The 24,189-nt window shown below is 72.9% G+C and carries 19 protein-coding genes and 1 pseudogene; 12 read left to right on the top strand and 8 right to left on the bottom strand.

Features of this window, described 5'->3' with window-relative positions; translation table 11 throughout:
- The first annotated feature begins 73 nt into the window (after nucleotides 1-73).
- From AB0M39_RS24915 to AB0M39_RS24880, 8 genes are all read left to right on the top strand, one after another.
- Complete coding sequence (locus AB0M39_RS24915) at nucleotides 74-2,419, top strand: hypothetical protein (RefSeq protein WP_365367973.1); 2,346 nt, start codon at nucleotides 74-76, stop codon at nucleotides 2,417-2,419.
- 1 nt (nucleotide 2,420) lies between these two features.
- Complete coding sequence (locus AB0M39_RS24910; protein ID WP_365367971.1) at nucleotides 2,421-3,677, top strand: hypothetical protein; 1,257 nt, start codon at nucleotides 2,421-2,423, stop codon at nucleotides 3,675-3,677.
- Nucleotides 3,674-6,070, top strand: coding sequence for a GTPase-associated protein 1-related protein (locus AB0M39_RS24905; protein ID WP_365367969.1), 2,397 nt, complete (start codon nucleotides 3,674-3,676; stop codon nucleotides 6,068-6,070). Before AB0M39_RS24910 ends, AB0M39_RS24905 begins: the two co-directional genes overlap by 4 nt.
- Nucleotides 6,067-7,647, top strand: a complete 1,581-nt coding sequence (locus AB0M39_RS24900) for a hypothetical protein (RefSeq protein ID WP_365367967.1) — start codon at nucleotides 6,067-6,069, stop codon at nucleotides 7,645-7,647. The genes AB0M39_RS24905 and AB0M39_RS24900 overlap by 4 nt, the downstream gene beginning before the upstream one ends.
- Before the next feature lie 84 nt (nucleotides 7,648-7,731).
- Nucleotides 7,732-7,866, top strand: a complete 135-nt coding sequence (locus AB0M39_RS24895) for a hypothetical protein (RefSeq protein WP_365367965.1) — start codon at nucleotides 7,732-7,734, stop codon at nucleotides 7,864-7,866.
- A 61-nt stretch (nucleotides 7,867-7,927) separates the two neighbouring features.
- Nucleotides 7,928-8,596, top strand: coding sequence for a tellurium resistance protein (locus AB0M39_RS24890; RefSeq protein ID WP_365368041.1), 669 nt, complete (start codon nucleotides 7,928-7,930; stop codon nucleotides 8,594-8,596).
- On the top strand, nucleotides 8,593-9,459 hold the full coding sequence (locus AB0M39_RS24885) for a PP2C family serine/threonine-protein phosphatase (protein ID WP_365367963.1): 867 nt from the start codon (nucleotides 8,593-8,595) through the stop codon (nucleotides 9,457-9,459). Before AB0M39_RS24890 ends, AB0M39_RS24885 begins: the two co-directional genes overlap by 4 nt.
- Nucleotides 9,459-10,799 carry a protein kinase gene (locus tag AB0M39_RS24880; RefSeq protein ID WP_365367961.1) on the top strand — a complete coding sequence of 447 codons (1,341 nt, stop codon included), beginning with the start codon at nucleotides 9,459-9,461 and terminating at the stop codon, nucleotides 10,797-10,799. Before AB0M39_RS24885 ends, AB0M39_RS24880 begins: the two co-directional genes overlap by 1 nt.
- Nucleotides 10,800-10,916: 117 nt before the next feature.
- Here AB0M39_RS24880 and AB0M39_RS24875 read toward each other — a convergent pair whose 3' ends face one another.
- From AB0M39_RS24875 to AB0M39_RS24860, 4 genes and pseudogenes are all read right to left on the bottom strand, one after another.
- Nucleotides 10,917-11,240 carry a hypothetical protein gene (locus AB0M39_RS24875; protein WP_365367959.1) on the bottom strand — a complete coding sequence of 108 codons (324 nt, stop codon included), beginning with the start codon at nucleotides 11,238-11,240 and terminating at the stop codon, nucleotides 10,917-10,919.
- 14 nt (nucleotides 11,241-11,254) lie between these two features.
- Nucleotides 11,255-12,757, bottom strand: coding sequence for a hypothetical protein (locus AB0M39_RS24870; protein ID WP_365367957.1), 1,503 nt, complete (start codon nucleotides 12,755-12,757; stop codon nucleotides 11,255-11,257).
- A 26-nt stretch (nucleotides 12,758-12,783) separates the two neighbouring features.
- Nucleotides 12,784-13,662 (bottom strand): formate dehydrogenase accessory sulfurtransferase FdhD, encoded by an 879-nt coding sequence (gene fdhD / locus AB0M39_RS24865; RefSeq protein WP_365367955.1) that lies wholly within the window; start codon nucleotides 13,660-13,662, stop codon nucleotides 12,784-12,786.
- Between the two features lie 5 nt (nucleotides 13,663-13,667).
- A pseudogene (locus tag AB0M39_RS24860) lies at nucleotides 13,668-13,785 on the bottom strand (Fe-S-binding domain-containing protein); the annotation flags it as partial.
- Between the two features lie 225 nt (nucleotides 13,786-14,010).
- On the opposite strand from AB0M39_RS24860, the gene AB0M39_RS24855 reads away from it, so the two are divergent.
- A complete protein-coding gene (locus AB0M39_RS24855) occupies nucleotides 14,011-14,958 on the top strand; it encodes a beta-ketoacyl-ACP synthase III (RefSeq protein ID WP_365367953.1) in 948 nt (315 codons plus the stop codon).
- Nucleotides 14,959-14,983: 25 nt separating this feature from the next.
- Nucleotides 14,984-15,445: an NUDIX domain-containing protein gene (locus AB0M39_RS24850; protein WP_365367951.1), complete on the top strand. Its 462-nt coding sequence runs from the start codon at nucleotides 14,984-14,986 to the stop codon at nucleotides 15,443-15,445.
- Between the two features lie 37 nt (nucleotides 15,446-15,482).
- On the opposite strand, the gene AB0M39_RS24845 is transcribed toward AB0M39_RS24850, so the two are convergent.
- The 3 genes from AB0M39_RS24845 to AB0M39_RS24835 form a co-directional block, all read right to left on the bottom strand.
- Entirely contained in the window at nucleotides 15,483-16,826 is a 1,344-nt protein-coding gene (locus tag AB0M39_RS24845) for a sugar ABC transporter substrate-binding protein (RefSeq protein ID WP_365367949.1), read from the bottom strand.
- A 109-nt stretch (nucleotides 16,827-16,935) separates the two neighbouring features.
- Nucleotides 16,936-17,949 (bottom strand): carbohydrate ABC transporter permease, encoded by a 1,014-nt coding sequence (locus AB0M39_RS24840; protein WP_365367947.1) that lies wholly within the window; start codon nucleotides 17,947-17,949, stop codon nucleotides 16,936-16,938.
- A 3-nt stretch (nucleotides 17,950-17,952) separates the two neighbouring features.
- The gene (locus tag AB0M39_RS24835) at nucleotides 17,953-18,891 is read right to left on the bottom strand and encodes a sugar ABC transporter permease (protein WP_365367945.1); all 939 of its coding nucleotides are present in this window, start codon (nucleotides 18,889-18,891) and stop codon (nucleotides 17,953-17,955) included.
- A gap of 271 nt (nucleotides 18,892-19,162) precedes the next feature.
- Between AB0M39_RS24835 and AB0M39_RS24830 the strand changes: the two genes are divergently transcribed.
- Nucleotides 19,163-20,167, top strand: a complete 1,005-nt coding sequence (locus AB0M39_RS24830; RefSeq protein WP_365368039.1) for a LacI family DNA-binding transcriptional regulator — start codon at nucleotides 19,163-19,165, stop codon at nucleotides 20,165-20,167.
- A 708-nt stretch (nucleotides 20,168-20,875) separates the two neighbouring features.
- On the opposite strand, the gene AB0M39_RS24825 is transcribed toward AB0M39_RS24830, so the two are convergent.
- Entirely contained in the window at nucleotides 20,876-21,871 is a 996-nt protein-coding gene (locus tag AB0M39_RS24825; protein WP_365368037.1) for a LacI family DNA-binding transcriptional regulator, read from the bottom strand.
- A gap of 545 nt (nucleotides 21,872-22,416) precedes the next feature.
- Here AB0M39_RS24825 and AB0M39_RS24820 point away from each other — a divergent pair.
- The gene (locus tag AB0M39_RS24820; protein ID WP_365367943.1) at nucleotides 22,417-23,859 is read left to right on the top strand and encodes an RICIN domain-containing protein; all 1,443 of its coding nucleotides are present in this window, start codon (nucleotides 22,417-22,419) and stop codon (nucleotides 23,857-23,859) included.
- The last annotated feature ends 330 nt before the right edge of the window (nucleotides 23,860-24,189 follow it).

Genomic DNA, 24,189 nt, shown 5'->3' with positions numbered 1-24,189 from the left:
CGGCGTATCCCATTCGGTGAAAAGGGCGGACAGCGTGATCGCGATCTGGTGAGATATGAATACGGATCGTGACGTGGGGGACGGACTGATGCGGCAGCACTTCGGGCACTTACTGGGACTGCCCGCCGCCGTCCCCCCGCTCCCCAGATCCCCGCTCGTCCCCGCGGCCGCCGAACTCTTCGACGAGCAGCGCCGCACGGGCCTGCGCCACGCGGCCGACGCCCTCTTCCCCGGCGCCGCGACCACCGCCGTACGGTTCCGGATACTCGACGGCCTGCAGATCCCCGGCCGCGGCCGCCACTGGCGCCCGGTCACCCGCACCGCCCTCGCCGAGGCCCGCGACGCCTGGCTCGCCGCTCCCGGCGCCGACCCCCGGACCGTCGCCTCCCTCTTCGCGCGCTACGACCGCGTCCTGGCGGCCGACCCGATGGGCCTGCGCCGCCTCGCGCTGTACGAACTCGTCGGACTGCTCCAGCAGCACCCGCACGGCCCCGTCGCCACCGCCGCCCGCGAGCTCGGCGTCGACCCCGCCGAGGCGGAGGGCCTGGCCTACGCCGTCCGCCTGGAGCCCCTGCGCACCGCGCCGCTCCGCGAGAGCGCCGAGCGCATCGTCGACGCCTGGCGCGCGGGCCGGCTGCGCCGGACGCAGGAGTACGCCACCCGGCTCGGCGACCCCGGAGACGACCAGCGGCTCGACCGGTTCCTGCGCCGCGTCCGCCGCCGCAGCGACCAGGTCAGGGAGCTGCTGGCGGAAGGCGTCCGGCTGGAGTGCGCCGGCGACCCCGCGGGCGCCGCCGCGGTGCTGCTCGACGCCGCGCGGACCGCCGTCGACGAACCCCGCGCGGTGGAGGGCCTGTTGCGCAACGCGGCGGCCGCCCCCGCCGCCGGCCGGACCGTCGCCGCCCGGGTCCTGCCCGACGGCGTCCACCTCGACTGGTCGGGGCCCGCCGGACCGTACCGCGTGCTCCGCGGCCGCCGGGGACAGTGGACCGAGCTCGTCGGCGCCACCGATCTGACCGCCCTCGCCGACGCCGACGCGCCGCTGGGCGAGCGCGTCCGCTACGCCGTCCTGCCGCTGGACGACCCTGCCGCCGACGCAGACACAGACGCACCCGCCGACGGCCCCGACGTCCGCCGCATCCGCGAACTGCCCGCCGTCAGCGCCTTCGTGCTGGTCGCCCCGGACGTCCAGGACGCCGAGCTGACCGACGCCCGTGCCCGGGTCACCGCCCGCTGGCGGACCCCGCCCGGCGCCCACGGCGTGCTCGTCGAGCGGCTCGGCGGCGGGCGCCCGATATCCGTGCCGGCCGACCGCGACGGCTTCGCCGAGGACCGGCTGCCTCCCGGAGAGCACCGCTACACCATCCGCTGCCGCTACCGCACGGCCGGCGGCGAGGAGACCGCCTCGCCCGGCGTCGACGTGCGCGCCACCGTGCACCCCTGGCCCGAGCCCGTCACCCGCCTCGACATCGCACCCGGCGAGCGCCCCGGCAGCCTCGCCGTCGCCTGGAGCGGCGGCGAGGGCGCCGAGCTGCGGCTCGTCGACCTGCCAGGGCCCCTGCCCGCGCAGGGCGCCGACGTGGCGCTGGGGGACCTGCCCGCCGAAGTCGCCTGGGAGCGCACCCCCGTCTACACCCCCGCCGGCCCCGGCCTGGAGCTGCGGCCCCCGCTCGGCGCCCGCGCCCGCCTCACCGCCGTCAGCGTCGTGGGCGGTCGGGCCTGCGTCGGCCCCTCCGTCAGCGTCGAGCTGCCCGCCGCCGTGACGAACCTCGCCGTGCGCCGCGAGGCGCCCCAGAGCGCGTGCGTCACCTTCGACTGGCCGGGCGACGTCGACTGCGTCCTCGTCAGCTGGGAGCAGTCCGGCGAACGGGGCTCCAAGACCGTCACCAAGTCCGCCTACCGGACCAGAGGCGGCCTCGAGGTGGCCGTCACGGCCGCCGGCGCCAGCTTCCGCGCCGACCCGGTCACCCTCGTCGACGCCGACTTCGTCGTACCCGCCCAGGCGGGCGGGCCCGCCGAGCTCCCGCCCTACCTGGCCGTCTCCTACGACCTGGTGAAGCCGCGCTGGCGGCCCGGCCGCCGCAGACGCGTGATCGTACGAACCGACGACGCCGCCGCCGCGGCCGCCGCCGACGAAGGCGCGCCGGAGCTGCCCGAGTTCGTGCTCGTCGCCCGCGCCGCCGTCCTCGGCGACCGGGACACGCCGCCGCGCCCCCGTCATCCGGCCGACGGGGCGACCGTGCTGCGGCTCAGCGGGGACGAGCTGGGCCAGGGCGCCGCCGTCCAGCGGGACATCGACATGGACGTCGCCGTCGCCGGAGAGAGCCCTCCGTACACCCTCCGCGCGTTCCTGCTCGGCCCCCGCGCGGACTCCGCCCGACTCGAAGAACCCCCGCACGAGCGCTTGGTGGTGCGTTGACGTGACGACTGTCATCTGTCCCTACTGCTTCGCCCGCGGATCCGCCTCCCGGCTCCGCTACCGCTGCCTGATGACCCGCACCGGACTGCGCGGCGGCCACCAGCCCTGCGCGCCCCAACGCGACGACACCTGGGCCGAGTTCAAAGGCGCCGGGGTCGCGCCCCAGGCCCGGATGCGCGGCCCCGTCTTCGACGTCCGCCGGGGCCTTGGCCTCGGCGGGGACCGCGCCCCCTGCCCGCACTGCGGCGTGCTCACCCCCACCCGGGTCTGCGTCTCCTGCCACAGCGACCTGCCCAGCGACTACTGCCGCCAGGACAGCCGCATCATCGCCCTCGTCGGCGCCAAGGCCACCGGCAAGAGCACCTATGTCACCGTCCTCGTCAACGAGCTGCGCCACCGCGTCGGCAGCTCCTACCGAGCCGCCCTGGCCGCCATGGGCGAGGACACCCAGCGCCGCGACAAGGAGATGGCCGCCGACCTCTACGACCGGCTCCATCTGCCCGGCGCCACCCCGCCCGCCGCGCTCGGCTTCAACGACCCGCTGCTGTACCGGCTGAGCCTGCCCAGCCAAGGACGGTTCGGCGACGGCACCCGGCACACCGCGCTCGTCTTCTTCGACGCGGCCGGCGAAGACCTCGGCGACACGGCCGCCATGGACCGCTACACCGACTACCTCGCCGCCGCCGACGGCATCATCCTGCTCGTCGACCCCCTCCAGCTCCCCTCCGTACGCGAGCAGCTCCCGCCCGGCGACGGCCCCCCGCTGCCCCCCGTCGAGGCGTCGCCGCAGCAGATCGCCTCCGACATCGCCGGCCAGCTGCGCGGCCACGGGCGGCGCGCCGCACGCGGCAAGGCGGCGACGCCGCTGGCCGTGGCGCTCACCAAGACCGACATGATCAGACCGCTGCTGTCCGCGCAGTCGCCGCTGCTGCGCAACGCCCGCCACGAGCGCGGCGCCTACGACGAGGCCGGCCGGATCGCCGTGCACGAGGAAGTGCGCTCCCTGCTCGACGGCTGGGACGGCGGAGAGCTCCACCGCCGCCTGGACCGCGACTTCGCCGACGTCTCCTTCTTCGGCCTGTCCGCGCTCGGCGCGCCGCCGCCCGCCACGGCCCCCTCCGACGTGCCCAAGTCCGGACCGCAGCCGGTCCGCGTGGAGGACCCGCTGCTGTGGCTGCTCACCCGGCGCGGCCTGCTGCCCGTACGCAAGCCAGGCAAGAGCAAGAGCATGAGCAAGAGCAAGGGAGGCGGCGCGTGAGCAGCGGCCCGCACCTGCCCCAGCTCCACTACACCTCCGCCGCCCCCGGACCCGACGGCTCCGGATTCCGCTTCACCGCGGTGAGCCAGGACGTCCCCGCCAACCTGCTCCGCGAGATCGAGCAGCTCCTCGGCTACGAGCCGCCGCGCGACGCCCCCAGCCGCCCCAGCGCCGACGAACTGGCCCTGTTCCCCGCCGCGTTCACCCACACCACCCTCTCCGACGGCAGCCGCCTGCTGTGCCGCAGCGTCTACACCGGCGCCGACTACAGCGGCCGCTACGGCAACTTCCACGCCCACGCCGTCTGGCTGCCGGGCGGCGCACCCGTCCCCGCCGGGCTGCTCCCCGTCGAGCTGTGGGAGTCCCCGTCCTGGTCGGCGGCCACCCCCGCCGACGGCCGCCCCGAGCCGCTCGCCGCCCTCGCCCCGGGCCGCCGCACGGACCGCGCGAGCCTCACCGCCTTCGCCGCCGCCAGGGCCGAGCGGCTGCCCGCGTTCCTCGCCGACGTACGGACGCTGTTCACCGCGGCCGACGCGCCGCAGCTCGTCGTCGTCGAACGCGACGCGCAGGACACCGTCCGGTGGATCGCGCTGGCCAGCTCCGTGCTGCCGCGCCGGCTCGCGGACCGGCTGACCTTCACCTCGTACACCCGCCGGCCCCTCCAGGCCCGCCAGCAGATCGTCGGGATCCTCCCGGACGCCGACTTCGGCTTCTCCGGCGGCTCCGACCACCGCTACCGGGTGCACGACGGCGCCGGCGGCGCGTCCAGCCCGCCCGCCGAGGACCCGTGGGCCACCGTCGCCGCCCGGATCTGGACCGCCGGGCTGCCCCAGCTGTTCACCGCCGCCCTCAAGCTGCCCACCGAGCACGACGACGGCTCCGACCTCGACCACGGCCGGCTCGCCGCGGTCGCCGCCGCCCAGTGCGTGGCGCTCGACACGGCGGGCCGCGCGGCCGCGGCACGCTGGGCGGCCCGCCACGGCCAGGGGCTGGACGCCGAGTTCTGGGGACCGCTGGTGGCCACCCTCGCTGCGGGCGGCGACCCGCGCAGCGCCGAGGAGTGGCTCGCCCTCGCCCCGCTCACCGCCCACCTCGCCCGCCTCGCCGGGCACAGCGCGACCGAGCCGCTCAAGGAGGATCTGGTCGGCGCCCTGGCCTCGGTCGGCCGCGCCCCCCTCGACGTGGTCCTCGCCCTCCTCGACCTCGCCGACGCGCTGTCCGTGGAGACCATCGGCGTGCTGCCCGTCCTTGCCGAGCGGACCTCCGCCGCACTGCTCCACGACCCGGACGCCCAGAGCGCGCCCGACGAGGACCCGGCCGCCGTCGTCGCCGCGCTGGGCCGCCACCCCGACGTCCGCGCCGCCGTCCTGGGCGAGCTGGACCGCGCCGCCGCCACCGGCGACCCGGCCCGCCTCGCCGCCGTCGTCCGCCAGGCCATGCCCGACGCCGACCTCGGCGACACCCCCCATCTGCGCCTCGGCGAGGCAGCGGCCCGCCGCCCCGAAGGCGACGACCCGCTGCGGGCCTTCCACGCACTGGTCGCCGAGGCCGGACCCGAGCACAAGGGCCGCCCCGCCGTGCTGCGCACCGCCAGCCGCCTCGCCTGGGGCGATGCGCCGATCACCCCGGGCCAGGGCCGGTTCCTCGTCAACCAGCTCCCGCCCGACTGGCTGGAGCAGTCCGGCATCCAGAACCGGATCACCGACAGCGCCCTCGCCGCGCCCGCCGACGACGCCGACGTCCCCGAGCTCGCCGCCGACCTGCTGCGCCACGCCTCCCGCGGCCTGGAGCACCGCACCCGCAGCAAGCTCACCCTGCTCGCCCTCGCCGGACAGATCGCCGACGGCCGCGCCGCGGCCGGCTTCACCGAGACCGCCGTCGCGCACTGCCGGATCGCCGACCCGCTGGAGCCCCCCATCGCCGAGCGGATCGGCACCGCCATCGCCCGCAGCCTCCTCTCCAGCCAGCCGCCGCGCGGCGAGCTGGAACAGCTCGCCCGCTCCGGAGACCCCCAACTGCTCGCGGCGTACAAGAAGACGGCCTACGGCGACGGCGTCCGCGACCGGCTGCGGCACTCGCCCACCTACGTCGCCGTCTGCTTCTTCCAGTGGTCCAGCGGCCCCGGCCTCAACCCCGCGTGGGACGACGCCCGCACCGCGCTCCTCGCCGACGTGCTGCGGCCCGTCGTACGCCGTATGCCCGCCGCGGACGTCACCGCGGTCGTACAGCAGCTGGAGCGGGCGGAGGGACGCTGGGCGCAGGCCTTCCAGGAGTGGAACAAGCCCGGCGGCATCGCCCGCCTCGGCGGGCTGCTCGGCCGCAAGAAGCCCAAGAAGCCGCCGGGGCAGCCCGGCTCGCCGGGGCCCCGGCCCGGTGAGGAGCGCCGCCGATGAGTCCCTGGCTGCTGTACCCGCTGGGCGTGTACGGGGCGTTCATGGGCCTCGTCGCGCTGTTCGTCGCCCTGTACGCCTTCCCGGTGGCCGCCGCGCAGGCCGTCGCCGCCATGGGGCAGGGGATGGGCCCCTACCGCACCGGCGAGAGCGATCCGCGGATCGTGGCCGCCTCGTCCAGGGAGCCCGCCCACCTCTCCTACTGGACCCGCCAGTTACGCGACGACGTGGTCAACTGCGTCGCCGCGGGAGCGCTGCGGCTCCGTGACCTGCTGATCGACCGGTGGCTCGCGAACAGCGCCGTCAATCTGCTGACCGGGCGCCGCCCCTCCGGCAGCCGCGGCGAGAACGGGTTCACCAGCACGGTGATGGTCCTCACGGGACCCGGGTTCGGCCTCGGCGTCGCCGTCGGATCGACCCTCGCCGGGCTCTTCCTGCTGACCGCGCTGGTCTTCTTCGGCGTACTGCTCACTCTCGTCTGCGCGGCCCTGGCCGCGGTCGCCCTCGTGCTGCGCGGAGTGGACCGGGCCGGGCTGCTGGCCCGCTCCATCCGGATGAAGTGCCCCCACCCAGGCTGCTACCAGCCCATCGACCTGCCCGTCTACCACTGCCCCGGCTGCAACGCCGCCCACCGCAGACTCCGCGCCGGCCGCTTCGGCGTCACCCGGCGGGTCTGCTCCTGCGGACGACGGCTGCGCACCAGCTTCCTGACCGGCCGTCACAAGATGACCGCCTACTGCCCGCACTGCGAGCTCGCACTGCCCGGATCGCTCGGCACCATCCGGATCGTGCACGTGCCCATCGTCGGCGGCACCTCCTCCGGCAAGACCATGCTGATGGCCGCCGCCATCGCCGGACTGCGCGACCTCTCCAGCCGCGGGAGGCTGACCGTCGACTACGGCACCGTCGACGACCGGCGCGAAGTGCAGCGCCTGGAGGGCCAGCTCGGCCAGGACGGCTGGGTGCACCGGACCGCCTCCCAGCAGCCCAGGGCGTTCATGCTCACGATCGCCCGCGGACGCCGGCGCCGGCTGCTGTACCTCTACGACCCTATGGGCGAGACCTTCGGCGACGCCGGGGTCGTACGCGAGCAGCAGTACCTGGCCCACGCCGACGGAGTGGTGCTCGTCGTCGACGTCCTCGCGGCCCCCAAGGTGCGCAGGGCGCTCGAGCCGAGCGACGCACAGCGCGCCGTTGACGCCCGCCCCTCGCCCGAAGGCCCCAAGGAGACCTATGACCGGCTCGCCGGAGAGCTCGCCGCCATGTCCGGACGGCGCGCCAAGACCCCGATCGCCACCGTCGTCACCAAACGCGACGTGCTGGACCAGCTGGACGGGCTGCCCCCGCCCGGCGTCCGCGTCGACGAGTGGCTGAACCGCATCGGACTCGACGACCTGGTCCAGAGCCTGGAGCACGACTTCGGCTCCACCCGCTACTGGGCCGTCAGCGCCCACGCCGCCACCGGCGCCGGAGCGCTCCACGGCGAGAGCAGGCGCGCCGCCGAGTCCCTGCTGTGGCTGCTCTCCACCACCGGACTGCCCGTCAGATCCCTGCTCGCCGACGGAGCGGTAAAGCGATGACGGACGCGCCCGGCAGGGCTAGGGTCGATGACGACGGCCGAAGGCACAGCGTCGGCCGACGAGTTGCGCACGGGGGTGCGGAAGATGAGCGTTGTACCCGACCACACAGCACGGCAACGGCGCGTCGTACTCGGCCTGTTCATCATGGCGGTCGTCTTCGCCACGGCCGCACTGCTGTCGACAGTGGGACTGCTGCTGACCATGGCGCTGCCCGAATGAGGCGCGCGGCCGTCGGCGGCGCAGAGGAGGACACGGAGTGAGCGACATTCCCGGCGGCCCGATGGAGAACCGCCCGGTTCATTTCATCTGGATTCTCGACGTCTCGTACTCGATGATGGGCGAGAAGATCGGGCAGCTGAACTACGCCATCCGCGAGGCCGTTCCGGAGATGCGGTCCGTGGCGCACGACAACCCCGCGGCCCAACTGCTGCTGCGCGTGCTGACGTTCTCCTCCACGGCCGTGTGGCACGTCGCCGACCCGACCCCGGTGGAGAGCTTCACCTGGCAGGACGTCGGCGTCGACGGCGGCACCAACCTCGGCGACGCCCTGTACGCCGTGGCCCGCGAGCTGGAGACGCCGCCCATGCCGCAGCGCGCCCTCAAACCGGTGCTCGCGCTCGTCTCCGACGGGCAGCCGCTCGACGAGTGGCGCGAGGGCCTCAAAGCCATCGACGCCACGCCCTGGGGCAAGAAGGCGGTACGGGTCGCCATCGGCATCGGCGCGGACGCCGACCGCAGCGTGCTCCAGGAGTTCCTCGCCAACCCCGAACTGCCCGTGCTGGACGCCAACAGCCCCAAGCAGCTCGCCGCCGCGATCCGCTGGGCGTCCACCGCTGCGGTCAAGGCGGCGTCGCAGCCCGTCGCCGGGCCCGCGGCCGGGACCAAACAGCTCGCCCCGGCCTACGCGCCGCCGGCGCTCGACGACGACGATGACGACGATGTGTGGTGAGCGTGGGGCCCCAGGAGATCCAGGACGGGCGCTGGGACGTGCTGAACGGCAGCGTCCAAGGGCCCGCCAAGCCGTTGAACCAGGACTGGAGTGACACCGAGACCACCGCCGACGGCGCCGTGGTCCTGGCGGTCGCCGACGGCCACGGCTCCGCCGCCCACCCGCTGAGCCACCTCGGCGCGCGCTACGCCGTCGACGTGTTCAAGCTGTGCGGCACGGACTTCGCCGCCCGCGCCCGCCAGGCCGCCGGCCCCGGCCAAGGCGGCGGCCTGCGCCGGCTGTGGGCCGACGCCCACGACCGGGTGCCGCGCGAGCTGGTGCGCACCTGGCAGGACTGGGTCGTCAAGCGGCACCGCGCCGCCCCCGGCGAGAAGCAGCCGCCGCAGCCCGATCTGCTGCGCGCGTACGGCACCACGCTGATCGGCGCGGTCCTCACCGAAGGGCTGTTCGCCGCCTGGCAACTGGGCGACGGCGACCTCATGGTCGTCGACGCGGACGGCACCGTCGCCCAGCCGCTCGCCCCCGCCACCCCCGAACTGGGCGACGAGACCGAGTCGATGTGCAGCCGCCAGGCCTGGGACCTGGTGCGCGTGCACTGGGCCCCGGTCAGCGACCCGGCCCGGCTGCCCCGCCTGGTCGCCCTGTCCACCGACGGCCTGTCCAACAGCTTCGCCGCCCGCGACGGCTTCGTCCGCTTCGTCCAGGAGATGGACCAGCGGATCGCCGCCGAGGGGCCCGACGCGATCGGCGAGGCCCTGCCGGCCTGGCTCGCCCGCGCCGGCAGCTACTCCGGCGACGACACCACCGCGGTCGTGGCCCGTCTGCGGCTGCCCGGCCGCGCACTCACCGAGACGGAGGACTGATGTCCGGCATGCTAGACAGCGGGGCGCGGCTGACCACGGACACCGGGGACGAGGTCGCGGTCGCCGGGATGCTCGGCGCCGGCGGCCAGGGCGAGGTGTACCGGGTCAAGACGCCGACCGGCGACAAGGCGCTCAAGTGGTACTACCCGGCCTGCGCCACGCCCGAGCAGCGGCACATCGTCGAGGGCCTGGTCGGCCGCGACTTCGACGACGACCGGTTCCTGTGGCCGACGTCGGTCGTCGCCGGCGGCGGGCGGAGCGCCGGCTTCGGGTATCTGATGGACATCAGGCCCGACCGGTTCAAGGGGCTGCCCGCGCTGTTCCGCCGGCAGCTGCGGACCAGCCCGCTGGCGCTGGTGACCGCCGGACTCAACATGGTCGAGGCGTACCAGTCGCTGCACTCGCGCGGCATCGCCTACCGCGACATCTCCTGGGGCAACATCTTCTTCGACCCCGACAACGGCGATGTGCTGGTCTGCGACAACGACAACGCCGTCAGCGAGGGGGACAGCACCGGGATCTCGGGGACGATGGAGTTCATGGCCCCCGAGCTCGTCCGCGGCGACGCCGGGGCGGTGCCCGGCACCCAGTCCGACCTGCACTCGCTGTCCGTGCTCCTCTTCATGCTCCTGATGAACCATCATCCGCTCAAGGGCCGCGCAGAGCTGGAGATCCGCTGTCTGGACGAGGCCGCGGAGAAGCGGCTGTACGGCAAGCGGCCGGTGTTCGTCTTCGACCCGGTCAACGACGACAACCGGCCCGACCCCGTCGAGCACGGCACGGTCCTCGCGACATGGGCGGCCGCGCCGCCGATCCTGCAGAAGCTCTTCACGCAGAACTTCACCGAGGGCCTGCACGACGGCGCCCGCCGGGTCCGCGAGACCCAGTGGCGGCACGCGCTCAGCGAGGTGCGCGACACCATCGTGGTGTGCGCGGAGTGCGGACGGCAGAACATGACCGAGCCGCAGTCCGCGACGCCCGGCGTCTGCTGGTCCTGCTCCCGCACGCTGATCCTGCCGCCGCGGCTGGTCGTCACGACGCTCAGGCCGAGGGTCGAACGGAACCTGCGGCTGCGCAGGGCGGCCAAGGTGTACGGACACCATCTGCTCGCCGAGCCCGCCCGGCACCGCTACGACGACGCCACGCTCGTCGCCGAGCTCGTCGAGCACCCGCAGAAGCCGGGCAAGTACGGACTGGCCAACCGGTCCGGCGAGAGCTGGACGGCCCGCAGGTCCGACGGCACGGCCCAGCAGGTCGCGCCGGGGCAGCGGGTGCCGCTGCGGGCGGGTCTCGAGATCGAGCTGGGCGCCGCGGCGCGGGCGGTCGTCCGCGCGGACTGAAAGGCGGACTCAAGCGCCAGGGCCGACAAGCGGCGGACGGCAGCGCCAGGCCGAAAAGAGTGAGCGGGGAGCGGCTGTCGTCCTCCGTGGACAGGCGGCGGCTCCCCGCCCGCGGGCTCAGAGACCGATCGCGCCGCCCAGCGCCTGCGCGAGACTCAGCGCCGCGCTGCCCGCGCCCGCCCCCGCCGTGATCGCGTCCAGCCAGCCGCGCACCCGCCCCTGGTCGACGGAGCGCCCGTGCTGCTGCGCGTCGACGAGCTCCCCTTGCAGCATCTGCGCCTGCCCGACCAGATGCGGCCGCTGCTCCGCCTGCAGCTGCCGCACCAGGTCGCCCGCCAGACGGACGGCCTCGGCGGCCGGGACGCCGTGGTTGTGCTGTGTGTTGTTCTCGCCGAACTGGTTCTGACCGCCGCTCACCGAACCGATGTTGATGTCCGCCATCGCTCTCCCCGTTCTCATGTGGTCTTGCCGCCGCCGGCCGGAGGCGCCGCGCCGCCGCCCTGGTGGGGCCCGCTCGGGCCGCTGTTGTTCTGCGTGCTGCCGGGGCCGAACTGGTTCTGGCCCCCGCTGACGCTGCCGATGTTGTACGTCTGGTTGTTGATCACTTTCTGGGCGCGGTCGAAGTCGCTGGTGTCGACGTTGTGCGCCTTGAGGAACTTCTCCGTCGCTATCAGCACGCCCTGCTGCAGCCGCTGACAGGCGTCCTGCGCGTCCATGCGCTCGTCGAAGTCCATGGTGTCCAGGTCGGCGGCCCGCTCGCGCAGACTGTCCAGGGCGCCGTAGTCGTACGCCGCGTGGTACTTGGTGATCTCGCGGCGGGTCTTGCGCATCTCGCGGTCCCGCCTGGCCCGGCGGGCCGCTCGGCTGCGGATCCGCCCGAGGGAGCCCAGCAGCATCCAGCGCAGGCTGGTCGCGGTGAACAGGACCAGCGCCCACCACTGCTCGAACCCGCCGAGCGGCAGATAGGCGACATAGTTGAAGCGGACGTGCACCGGCGGCAGCACATAGGCGGCGACCTGCCAGGAGAGCCGGCTCTGGGTGAGGCGGGCCCGCAGATGCATCGACACGACGTACTTGCCGCCGTTGCCGACCAGTTCCAGGCTGAGATACGTCCGCATCCCGCCGCCCGCGCGGACCACCCCGGCCTGCACCAGCTGCTTGTCGATCCGCGTGAGCGGCCGGCGCAGCGGGTCGGGCAGCAACTGCGCGCCCAGGCTGGGGACATGGAGCCCGCGCACATAGAGACGGTTGCGGGCCCGCAGATCGTCCAGACCCGATATGCCGCCCATCTCGCGCGCCATGAAGGTGTGCAGGTCGACCGCGTCGAAGGGGACGAGCGTGAGCTTGCCGCCGCCGGGCGCGTCGGCGGGCCGGCCGACGTCGATGCTCGGCCAGACGTCCTCCTTGATGATCTCGCCGCTGCCGACGAAGGGGTTGTCGGCCTCGACCCGCGCGTCGTACGGGACGACGTTGGCCTGCCGCAGCGACTTGAGCCGACCCTCGGTCGCCGCATCGACCGGAGGCGCGAGATCCTGCGGCCTCTCCTGCCCCCGGTAGACGCCCCGGGCGGCCCGCCACGCGCCGTGACCGCTGTGGTGAACGGCCAGGGCGGCCAAGGCGATGGCGAGGGCCGCGGCGATCGACAACCCGGCGGCGGTGTCGTGCCGCTGGTCGACCAGGGCGAGGAGCGCGGCGAGCAGGCAGCCGCCGACGGCGAGGAGTATGACGGCGAGTTGGGCGTCCCGTCCTCTGCGCCGGCGCTGTGCGGCCTCGGCGTGGCGGACGAGGGCGACGAGGTTGATGCCGAGCGGGAGGCCGATCGCCTTGAGCCGGTCCGCGGTGAACTCGTCCAGGACTTCCTGGGCGAACTCCTCGTCGAGATGGGTGTGCGCGCAGAGCAGCCGGGTGACGGAGTCGTCGCGGTACTGGGGCAGGAGCGGTAAGGGCTTCGGCGTCATAGGTCCCCCTCCTGGCGATGCCGTTCTCAGCCTAGCCCCGTCGGACCTCCCGCGACCGGGGCTCCGCGCAGTCCCTCGCCCAGGGCGATGCGCTCGTCGCCCGCGTACACGTTCATGTTGGGGCCGCGCAGAAAGCCGACCAGCGTCAGCCCGGTCTCGGCGGCCAGGTCGACGGCGAGCGACGACGGCGCGGAGACGGCCGCCAGCAGCGGGATCCCCGCCATCACCGCCTTCTGCGCCAGCTCGAACGACGCGCGGCCCGAGACCAGCAGGATCGCCCGGGACAGCGGCAGCCGGTCGTCCTGGAGGGCGCGTCCGACGAGCTTGTCGACGGCGTTGTGCCGGCCCACGTCCTCCCGTACGTCGAGCAGCTCGCCCTCCTCGGAGAACAGCGCGGCCGCGTGCAGCCCGCCGGTCCGGTCGAAGACCCGCTGGGCCGCCCGCAGCCGGTCCGGGAGGGCGGCGAGCAGGGCGGGCTCGACGCGGACCGGGGGAGCGTCGGCGATGGGGAAGCGCGCCGTGGTGCGGACGGCGTCCAGGCTGGCCTTGCCGCACAGCCCGCAGGACGAGGTGGTGTAGACGTTGCGCTCGAGGGTGATGTCGGGGACGGGCACGCCGGGCGCGAGCTGCACGTCGACCACGTTGTAGGTGTTGACGCCGTCCTCGGTGGCCCCGGCGCAGTACACGATGGTGCGCACGTCCGCCGCCGAGCCGAGCACTCCCTCGCTGACCAGGAAGCCCGCCGCGAGCGCGAAGTCGTCGCCGGGCGTGCGCATGGTGATGGCGAGCGGCTTGCCGTTCAGACGGATCTCCAGCGGCTCCTCGGCGACGAGGGTGTCGGGGCGGGCCGACACCGCCCCGTCCCTGATACGGATGGTGCGCCGGCGCTCGGTGACCCGTCCCATGGCGATCAGTTCCGATTCTGTACGTGTTGGAAGCCGAAGCGGCCCTTGATGCGGAGGCTGCCATGGGCCACGGGGGTGGTCGTACGGCGAGGTGACCTTGGCTGTCTCATTGTCCTGCACGTGCGGAGCGAGGCCGCAGGCAGAACGGTCGACGATGATGCCGATACGTCGACAGAATATTGTCTGCAGTATGCCTTTCAGACCGTTAAGAGCCCTTGGGGGAGCCGGAGCCGTTGGAGAAGCTCCAAAGTCCTGCCCGGGAAGCTGTGGGATCACGTGCCCGCATACCGGTCGGTAGCAGCCAAGACTGGGTGGCTCCGGCTTTTCGTATACGAGGGGGATCCGCTCATGACCGGCTCACGTGTGGTCGCACTCGGCCACTATCAGCCCGCCACGGTGCTCACCAACGCCGACCTGGCGGCCATGGTCGACACCAGCGACGAGTGGATCCGCAGCCGCGTCGGCATCGAGACCCGGCACAAGGCGGGCCCCGACGAGCCCGTCGACGAGCTGGCCGCGCACGCCGGAGCGAAGGCCCTGGCGGCGGCCGGACTGACCCCCGCCGACATCGACCTCGTCCTCGTCGCCACCTCCACGGCCGTCGACCGCTCCCCGAACATGGCCGCCCGCGTCGCGGCCCGCCTCGGCATGGGCTCGCCCGCCGTCATGGACCTCAACGTCGTCTGCGCCGGGTTCACCCACGCGCTGGCGACCGCCGACCACACCGTGCGCGCCGGCGCCGCCACACGCGCCCTGGTCATCGGCGCGGACAAGATGACCGAGGTCGCCGACTGGAGCGACCGCACCACCTGCGTGCTCGTCGGCGACGGCGCCGGCGCGGCGGTCGTCGAGGCCGTCGAGGACGGCCGCGAGCCGGGGATCGGCCCGGTGCTGTGGGGCTCGGTCCCCGAGATGGGCAACGCCGTGCGCATCGAGGGCGTCCCGGCCCGGTTCGCCCAGGAGGGCCAGTCCGTCTACCGCTGGGCCACCACCCAGCTCCCGCCCATCGCCCGCAAGGTCTGCGAGCGCTCCGGCGTGACCCCCGAGGAGCTCGCCGCGGTCGTCCTGCACCAGGCGAACCTGCGGATCATCGAGCCTGTGGCGCAGAAGATCGGCGCGGTGAACGCCGTGATCGCCCGCGATGTGGTGGAGTCCGGCAACACCTCGGCCGCCTCCATCCCGATGGCGCTCTCCAAGCTGGTCGAGCGGGGCGAGATCACCTCGGGCGACCCGGTGCTGCTGTTCGGCTTCGGCGGCAATCTCTCCTACGCCGGCCAGGTCATCCGCTGCCCCTGAGCCCGCGACCGGGCAGACTCGACCCATGGCGACGAAGCAGAGCGCGGGCCTGCTGCTGTTCCGCAGGCGAGGCCCCGTGACAGAGGTCCTCATCGGCCATATGGGCGGGCCGTTCTGGCAGTCCAAGGACGCGGCGGCCTGGTCCGTGCCCAAGGGCGAGTACACCGCGGAGGAAGAGCCGATGGCCGCCGCGCGCCGGGAGTTCGAGGAGGAGCTCGGCCTGCCGCCGCCCGACGGCGCCTGGCTGCCGCTCGGCGACGCCCGCCAGGCGAACGGCAAGGTCGTTCTGTGCTGGGCGCTCGAAGCCGACCTCGACACCGCCCTCGTGACCCCCGGCACGTTCGCCATGGAGTGGCCGCGGGGCTCGGGCCGTATGCAGGAGTTCCCCGAGATCGACCGGGCCGAGTGGTTCGCCGTCGAGGCGGCCAGGGAGAAGCTGGTGTCCGGCCAGCGGGTCTTCCTCGACCGCCTCGAACAGCTGCCGTGAACGTCTCCTGACCCTCCTGACCAGCCTGACCTCCTGACTAGGGGGACTGCTCGTCGACGGTGAAGCCCTGGTCCGCCCCGTACTTGGCGCTCGCCTTCCGCCAGTTCTCCAGACCCTTGCTCAGCGGGGTCGAGGAGACGTACGCCTTGCCCACGGTGTCGTTGAACACGGAGTTCGCGTACACCTGGTAGGGCAGGTACGACCAGCCGGCGCCGACGTTGGCGGCCGAGTCCGCGAAGATCTTGTTGGCCTGCTGGCCGCCGAAGTACGGGAACGCGGCCTCCTGGAACGCCTTCGACTCCAGGTCCGCCTTCGTGGCGGGGAAGGCGCCCTCGGCGACGCGGGCCGACGCGCCGGCGCCGGTGGTGGCGTACTCGATGAAGGCGTAGGCCAGCTCCTTGTTCTTGGCGCCCTTCGGCACGGCGAGCGAGCTGCCGCCGTTCTCGGCGCTGGCCTTGGCGCCCTTCGTCCACTGCGGGAGCGGGGCCACCCGCCAGTCGCCGGACGCGGAGGCGACGCCCGAGGTGAAGTTGGCGGGCATCCACGCCCCGATGGACAGCGTGGCGATGCTGCCGTCGGCCAGGCCCTTGTACCACTCGTCGCTCCAGGAGCTGACCGGCGCGAGGAGGTCCTCGTCGAGCAGCTTCTGCCAGGTGTCCGTATAGGCCTTGGCGCCGCTGTCCTCGAAGCCGATCGAGACGGTGGTGCCCTCGGTCTTGTAGGGGCGGCCCCCGGCCTGCCAGATGAGGCTGGTGGTGGCGCCCGCGTCGCCCGTGTCGTTGGTGATGAAGATCTTGGGGTCGGCCTTGTGCAGGGCGCGCGCCGCCTCGACGTACTCGTCCCAGGTCGTCGGGATCTCGATGCCGTGCCGGTCGAAGACCTTCTTGTTGTAGAACAGCGCCATGGGGCCGGAGTCCATTGGCAGCGCGTAGATCGACTTGTCGTACTTCACCGCGTTCCACGGACCGTTGGTGAACGTCTTGTCGTAGGAGGCCGCGCCGTAGCCGGCCAGGTTCTCCACGGACTTGGCGATGGCGAACTGGCCGAGTGCGTAGTACTCCACCTGCGCCACGTCCGGCGCCCCGGACCCGGCGGCGACGGCGTTCTGCAGGGCGGTGTACTGCTTGTCGCCGGTGCCGGCGTTGACGAGCTCGACGTCGACCTTCGGGTACTTCTTCTCGAAGTCGGCGGCCGCCTTCTTCAGGGTGGGCTCCCAGGCCCACACCGTCACCTTGCCGCCCTTCTCCAGCGCGGACTTGACGTCCTTCGCGTTGCCGCCGTCGTCGGCCGAGTCGGACGAGCCGCAGGCGGTCGCGCCGAGGGCCATCACACAGGCCGTGGCGACGGCGCCGAGAAGCCGGCGGGTGCTGTTCGTTCTCATGCGTGGTGCTCCTGGTTCGGTGTGCGGGAAGGGGCGAGGGCAAAGACGTCGAAGAGGGCGAGGAGGCGGGAGGGGTTGGAGAGGGAGGAGGCGGAGGGCGGGGCCTGGGTCATTCCTTGACGCTGCCCGCGGCCAGGCCGGACTGCCAGTACCGCTGGAGCAGCAGGAAGATCGCGATGATCGGCGCGATCGTGAGGAGCGAGCCGGTGATGACGAGGTCGAACACGGCCTCGCCGCCGGCCGTCTGCGCCTGTGCGTTCCAGGCGTTGAGCCCGAGCGTGAGCGGGTACCAGTCCGGGTCCTTGATCATGATCAGTGGCAGGAAGTAGTTGTTCCAGGTCGCGACCATGGAGAACAGCAGCACGGTGACCGTGCCCGGCATCAGCAGCGGCAGGGCGATGCGGAAGAAGGTGCGCAGCTCTCCGGAGCCGTCGATACGGGCCGCTTCGAGGAGTTCGCTGGGCACGGCCTCGGCGGCGAACACCCACATCAGATAGAGCCCGAAGGGGGAGATGAGCGAGGGGACGATGACGGCCCACGGGGTGTTGGTCAGCCCCATGTTGCTGAACATCAGGAACGTCGGCACCGCCAGCGCGGTGCCCGGCACGGCCACCGCCCCGATGACGACCGCGAACACCGCCCGGCGGCCCGGGAATTCGTACTTCGCCAGCGCGTACCCGCCGAGGACCGACAGGACGGTGGCGCCGCCCGCTCCCGCGACGACGTACAGCAGGGTGTTCGTCAGCCAGCGCACGAAGACGCCGTCGTCGTAGGAGAGCGTGCGCGAGATGTTGCCCCAGAGGTCGAAGTCCTCGGCGAACCACAGGCCGAAGGAGTCGAGCAGCCCCTGCTGGTCCTTCGTCGCGTTGACGAGGAGCCAGGCGAGCGGGAGCAGCGTGTAGAGGAGGACCAGCCCGGTCACGAGAGTCAGCGGGATGCTGGGCCGCGGGTTGAGCGGCGTGTGCGGCGGACGGCGGCCGCGGCGGCGCCGGGCGGGCGGACGGGCCGCGCGGCGGGCGCCGGCCGGCTCCGCGGGACCCGACGGGTCACGGGGTTCGGTGGGTTCGGTGGGTTCGGTGGGGTCGGAGGAGTTCGAGAGAGTGCTGGAGACGTACGAGCTCATGGCTCAGCCCTTCCGCATGCCGCGCAGCTGGACCGTGTAGGCGATGATCGCGGTGATGACGCCCATCACGATCGCCACGGTCGCCGCGTAGTTGTGCTGCTGGCCGGAGAAGGACAGCGAGTAGGTGTACAGGTTGGGTGTGAAGTCGCTGGTGATCGAGTTGGGGGCGAGCTTCTGCAGGATGCTCGGCTCGTTGAAGAGCTGGAAGCTGCCGATGATCGAGAAGATCGTCGCGATGACCAGGGCGCTGCGGATGGCCGGCAGCTTGACCGAGGTCACCACCCGCCACTCGCCGGCGCCGTCGATCGCGGCCGCCTCGTACAGGGACCGTGGGACGACCCTGAGCGCCGAGTAGAAGATCAGCATGTTGTAGCCGACGAACTCCCAGGTCACGATGTTGCCGATGGAGGCCAGCACGAGCGAGGGGGAGAGCGGGTCGGGCAGTGAGACGCCGAACGCGTCGTTGATATTGCCCACCAGGCCGAACCGGGTGCCGTACATGAAGCCCCACATGAGGCTGGCGACCACGGCGGGCACGGCGTACGGCAGGAAGATCGCGATACGGAAGAAGGCCTTGCCGTACAGCCTGCCGCTGTCGATCGCGAGCGCGGCCAGCAGCGCGATGCCCAGCATCACGGGCACCTGCACGGCCAGGAACAGCCCGACCCTGGTCAGCCCCTCCCAGAACTGCGGATCGCTCAGCGCCTGGCGGTAGTTGTCCAGGCCCACGAAGGTGTTCCCGCCGATCAGCCGGTCCCGGAAGAGGCTGAGGTAGAGGGCGTAGCCGATCGGCGCGAGGAAGACGAGCGCGAAGACGGCGACGAACGGACCGGCGAACCCCCAGCCGACGAGGGCCTGCTTGCGGAGGCGGAATCGTGCGCGCGGGCGGGCGCGTGGACGGGGTGGCGATGCTGCCTCCGCGGGCGTCGACAGGAGCGTCATGGCTGGTTCCTTGTGTCGGTGACCGACCGGTCTGGAGAGGGAGTCAGAAGAGCCTTCGGTCCTTCGGCGGCCGGGACGAGGCTGGCCCGATGAGGAATGTTTACGTAATCATCGGTAGCGTGATGGTGACATTCCCACTGGGGGGCGTCAAGCACGGTGCCGCGGTGAACGGAAGGGAATTTCGGTGACGGACAAGGACACGGCCGCTCTCGGGGATACGGCCGGCGGCGGGCGCCGGCGCACCGCGAAGGGGCGGCAGCGCCGCGTCTCGATGGCGGACGTCGCGCGGGTCGCCGGCGTCTCCTCGCAGACGGTCTCCCGGGTCTCCAACGGAGAGCCCAACGTCGTCGAGAGCACCCGGCATAAGGTGCTCGAGGCCATGCGGGAGCTCGGCTACCGGCCGAACAGCGCCGCCCGCGCCCTCAAGTCGGGCTCCTTCCGGACCATCGGCGTCATCACGATGAGCCTGTCCAGCACCGGCAACGTCCGGACCCTGGAGGCCATCGCGTACTGCGCGTCCCGCGCCGGCTACGCGGTCACGCTCATCCCGCTCGACGCCCCGACCCAGGACGACGTCAGGGGCGCCTTCACACGCCTGGACGAACTCGCGGTGGACGCCGTCGTGCTGATCATGGAGGTGCACCTGCTGGACACGGCGTCGCTGACGCTGCCGCCCCATGTGAAGGTCGTCGTCGTGGACTCCGACGCCGGCGACCGGTTCCATGTCGTGGACACCGACCAGCATCAGGGCGCGCGGACGGCCGTACGGCATCTGCTGGACCTCGGCCACCGCACCGTCTGGCACCTGGCCGGCCCCGAGGAGTCCTTCGCGGCCGGCCGCCGCGAGGCCGCCTGGGAGGCGGCCCTGCGGGAGGCGGGGCGCGATGTGCCGCCGCCGCTGCGGGGCGACTGGACCCCCGAGGCCGGCTACCGGGCGGGCCTGCGGCTGGCGGAGGAGCCCGACTGCACGGCGGTGTTCGTCGCGAACGACCAGATGGCCCTGGGCGTGCTGCGAGCGCTGCACGAACGCGGCAGACGCGTGCCGCAGGAGATCAGCGTCGTCGGCTTCGACGACATCGGCGAGGCCTCCTCGTTCATCCCGCCCCTGACCACGGTCCACCAGGACTTCGCCAAGGTGGGGGAGCTGTGCGTCGACGCCGTCCTGCGGGAGCTGCACGGCGAGACCGTCAAGGGCGGCACGACGCTGGTGCCGACCCGCCTGGTCGTCCGCGACAGCACGGCCGCGGGCCCGCTGGAGGCGTCGGCTGGGGAGTGAGCCTCGGCGGGGGAGGGGGTGCGCGCACCGCAGGGTCGGGTTCCGGCGACGAACGCGGTTGGCTGGATTGTCGGGGCGTCCTCGAACGGCAGCGCCGCCTCGGCCGTCGGCGTCGGCAGGGTCCACGGCGCGCACGGCGTGGACGGGCGCGCCTGCGGAGGCGGCGGGCTCCGCCGACACGGTCCCTCGCTCGGCCGCCCTCCTGCTGCCGCGCGGACGGGCGCCCCGCAGCTTTCCGACGTACAGCCCTCCGACGTACAGCCCTCGGATGTACAGCTCTCGGACGTACAGCCCTCGGATGTCGTCGACGGCATGGTCGTCGCAGTCGAGAGCCTGCTCGCCGCGACGGGCGCCCCGGCCGGGTGGTCCACGGCCGAGAGGCGAGGGCGTCCGGGCCGGACGCGCCGGTAGGCCCCGGCGGTGGCTCCGGCCTCGCCGCCACGGCGTCGGTGCGTCCCGCAGCCGGGCGGGCGGGGCGCGTGCCCCCGCCGTAGGTCCGGTGCGAGCGCCGGTGGAACTGCTCGCAGCGCGGCCCCAGCCGCGCCTACCGGCTTGGACGCGCACACCGGCTTGGACGCGCCCACGACTCGGCCGCGCCCACCAGCTTGGACGCGCGCGCACCAGCTTGGCCGAACGGCCGGCTCGGCCGTCGGCGCCGGCTCAGCCGCACGCCGGCACCGTCAACGCCGGCTCACCTCTCCGCGGCGCTCAAGCCGAGCGCCCCGGCGGAGGAGGTCCCGTACTGGCGCGGACGACGAGGGCGGGCTCCACCGCCATGCGGCGCGGACCCTGCGCCCTGCCCTCGATCTGGTCGAGCAGCAGGGTGACGCAGTGCCGCCCCACCACGTCGAAGTCCTGGCGCACGGTGGTCAACGGCGGCTGGAAGTACGCGGCTTCCAGGACGTCGTCGAAACCGGCCACGCTGACGTCGCCCGGCACGGCGCGCCCCGCTTCGTGCAGCGCCAGCATCAGCCCGAGCGCCATCTGGTCGTTGGCGGCGAACACCGCGGTCGCCTCGGGCCGTTCGGCCAGCTTCCGCCCGGCGCGGTACCCCGACTCCGCGGTCCAGTCCCCGTGCAGCACACCGGGGACCGGGGCGCCGGCGTCGGAGAGGGTGCGCTGCCAGGACTCGGCGCGGCGGCGCGCCGCGAAGGAGTCGCGGGGGCCAGCCACATGCCAGACCGTGCGGTGGCCGAGGGCGAGGAGATGGGCGACCACGCTCTGGGCGCCGTGGGCCTGGTCGAAGTCGACGTGGGGGTAGCGGTGGCCGGTGTCGCCGTCCGCGACGACCACCGGCATGGCGGGCGGCAGGCGTAGCGACGGGGTGTCGAGCATCTGCGACTCGACGAGCACGATGCCGTCGACGGACTGCAGCATCAGATGCTGGAACGCCTGCCGTACGGCGGCCTCGGTCTGCGCCCGTACGCCCATGAAGTTCACGGAGAAGTCGGCCTCGCGCGCGGCGTCGGCGATCGCGGCGAGCGTTCTGGCGTTGCCGTGGGCTCCGACGTCGAAGCTGACCACGCCGAGGGCGCCGAACCTGCCGGTCACCAGCGCGCGGGCCGCCGTGTTGGGGCGGTAGCCGAGGTTCTGCATCGCGGACAGCACCTTCTCGCGGGTGGCCGCGTCGACGTTCTCCCGGTTGTTGGCCACCCGGGAGACGGTCTGCGCGGAGACGCCCGCCATCGCCGCGACGTCCGCCATGGAGGGCCACTGGCGCCTCGGCCGCGAACGCGGCGTCCTGCTCCTGTTCTCCGTCGCCATGCGCCGACCTTTCGCTGGGGCCCCAGATCCCCGGACGCTGCGAGAGATCCCTGGACGCTGGGAGACAACAGCTCGTTGTGCTCGGCATGTTGGCGTAAACAAATCGGTCGGTCAATCAGGCGGACGTTCCTGCACAAGTCCTTGACAGGTCCGGGCGCCGCTCTCAAACTCTCCCCCAAACCGCTTGTGTTAACGCGAACATGGAAGGGCGACCCATCGATGTAACACACGGCGGTCGTACAACCCCCCACCCGCCCAGGGCCCCGCCCTCGGGCCGCGTCTCCCGCTGTATGCAACCCGGCATGGCCGGATGCGCCGGCCCTTCGCGGCCAACTCCCGGCCGCTCCCGCCTCTTTGCTCATGCACGTGCTTTCGCTCGGCTCGATTCCGTCCCTTCCGCCTGCCCTCCGCCCCTCCTGCCCGCGCCGACGCGCGGCCCCGTCCCGTCCCGTCCTGTCCACCCGCACACCCAGAGGTACGCGATCATGCGACGCACGCCTTCGACGGCGGCGATGGCCATCGCCGTTCTAGCCGCCCTCCTGCTGTCTCTCCTCACCGCCTCGGGCACCGCCCAGGCGGCCCCCCAGACCGCCCCCAACCCCACGCGGTTCACCGATCCGAACGGCGATCCCGTGCACGCCCACGGCGGCGGAGTCGTCAAGGTCGGCCAGTACTACTACTGGTTCGGCGAGAACCGGAACAGCGACAACAGCTTCCGGTACGTCTCCGCCTACCGCTCCACCGACCTCAGGAAATGGGAGTTCCGCAATCACGTCCTCACCCAGGCCAGCGACCCGGAGCTGAGGTCCGCCAACATCGAGCGGCCCAAGGTCGTGTACAACAGCGCGACCGGCCAGTTCGTGATGTGGATGCACAAGGAGAACGCCACCGACTACGGCGAGGCGCGGGCCGCGGTCGCCGTCTCCTCCACGGTGGACGGCGACTACACCTGGCGCGGCAGCTTCCGCCCGCTCGGCCATATGTCCCGTGACATCACCACGTTCGTCGACACCGACGGCGCCGGCTATATGATCTCGGCCGCCAACGAGAACGCCGATCTGCACGTCTACCGGCTGACCGCGGACTACACCGCCGTGCAGTCGCAGGTCCAGAAGCTGTGGGCGGGCCAGTGGCGCGAGGCGCCGGCCATGTTCAAGCGCAACGGCGTCTACTTCCTGCTGACCTCCGGCGCCACCGGCTGGGCCCCGAACCAGCAGAAGTACGGCACGGCCACCAGCATCACGGGCGCCTGGAGCGAGACGAAGGACATCGGCGACTCCACGGCGTACGGCTCCCAGACCGCGTACGTCCTGCCCGTCCAGGGCACGTCGGGGACCTCCTATCTGTACATGGGCGACCGCTGGGGCAACTCCATGGGCGGCATGGTCAACGACTCCCAGTACGTCTGGCTGCCGTTGAAGTTCCCCACCAAGACCACGATGACCATGGACTTCTTCCCGCAGGTCTCCATCGACACCGCGACCGGCGCCGTGAAGGGGCTCGGCAGCTGGGAGACCCTGACCGCCCAGCACAGCGGGAAGTGCGCCGACGCGGCCGACCGGTCCAGCGCCGACGGCGCCGCCATGATCCAGTGGTCCTGCGGCGCGAATGCCGTCAACCAGCAGTTCTGGCTGATGAAGAACGGCGACGGCACGGTACGGATCGTGCTGCGCCACAGCGGCAAGTGTCTCGGCGTCCGCGACGCCTCCAGGGACGACGGGGCCGCCGTCGTCCAGTACACCTGCGACGGCGGCGCCGCGGACCAGCGGTGGAGCGTGACCAGGTCGGGCACGGCCGTGCAGCTCGTCGCTCGGCACAGCGGCAAGTGCCTCGACGTCGTCAACCAGTCCACCGCCGACGGCACGGCGCTCGTCCAGTGGACCTGCAACGCCGGCGACAACCAGCGGTGGCGCCGCTCGGCGGCCTGACCTCAGCGGGGTTCAACCCCCTGACCCCTGCGGGGCTCCGCACCCGGTCAGAGCCCCGCTCCACCTCCGGTCGCACCCATCCCCGCAGCGCCCCGCGCCCACCCGCGCGGGGCGCCCACGGGCGCGACCCCGCAAGCGCCTCTGCCGCCCACCTGCACGACCTGAAGGCAGACTCCGCCGCCCGCACGACCCGCCCCCCTCGTCAGGAGCAGTACATGACCCCCACCCGCAGAAGACCCGCCTCCCGCCATCCAGGACGACCGTGTGGGCGAGCTGGTCCACCGCGTACCGGCTCAGCGCGGGCTCCGTGCCCCGGCGCCGCGCCATGGC

The organism is Streptomyces sp. NPDC051907, from assembly GCF_040681075.1.
Classification (GTDB): Bacteria; Actinomycetota; Actinomycetes; order Streptomycetales; family Streptomycetaceae; genus Streptomyces.
The sequence above is the reverse complement of the archived record's forward strand: the minus strand, read 5'-3'. Positions and strand labels throughout refer to the sequence as shown.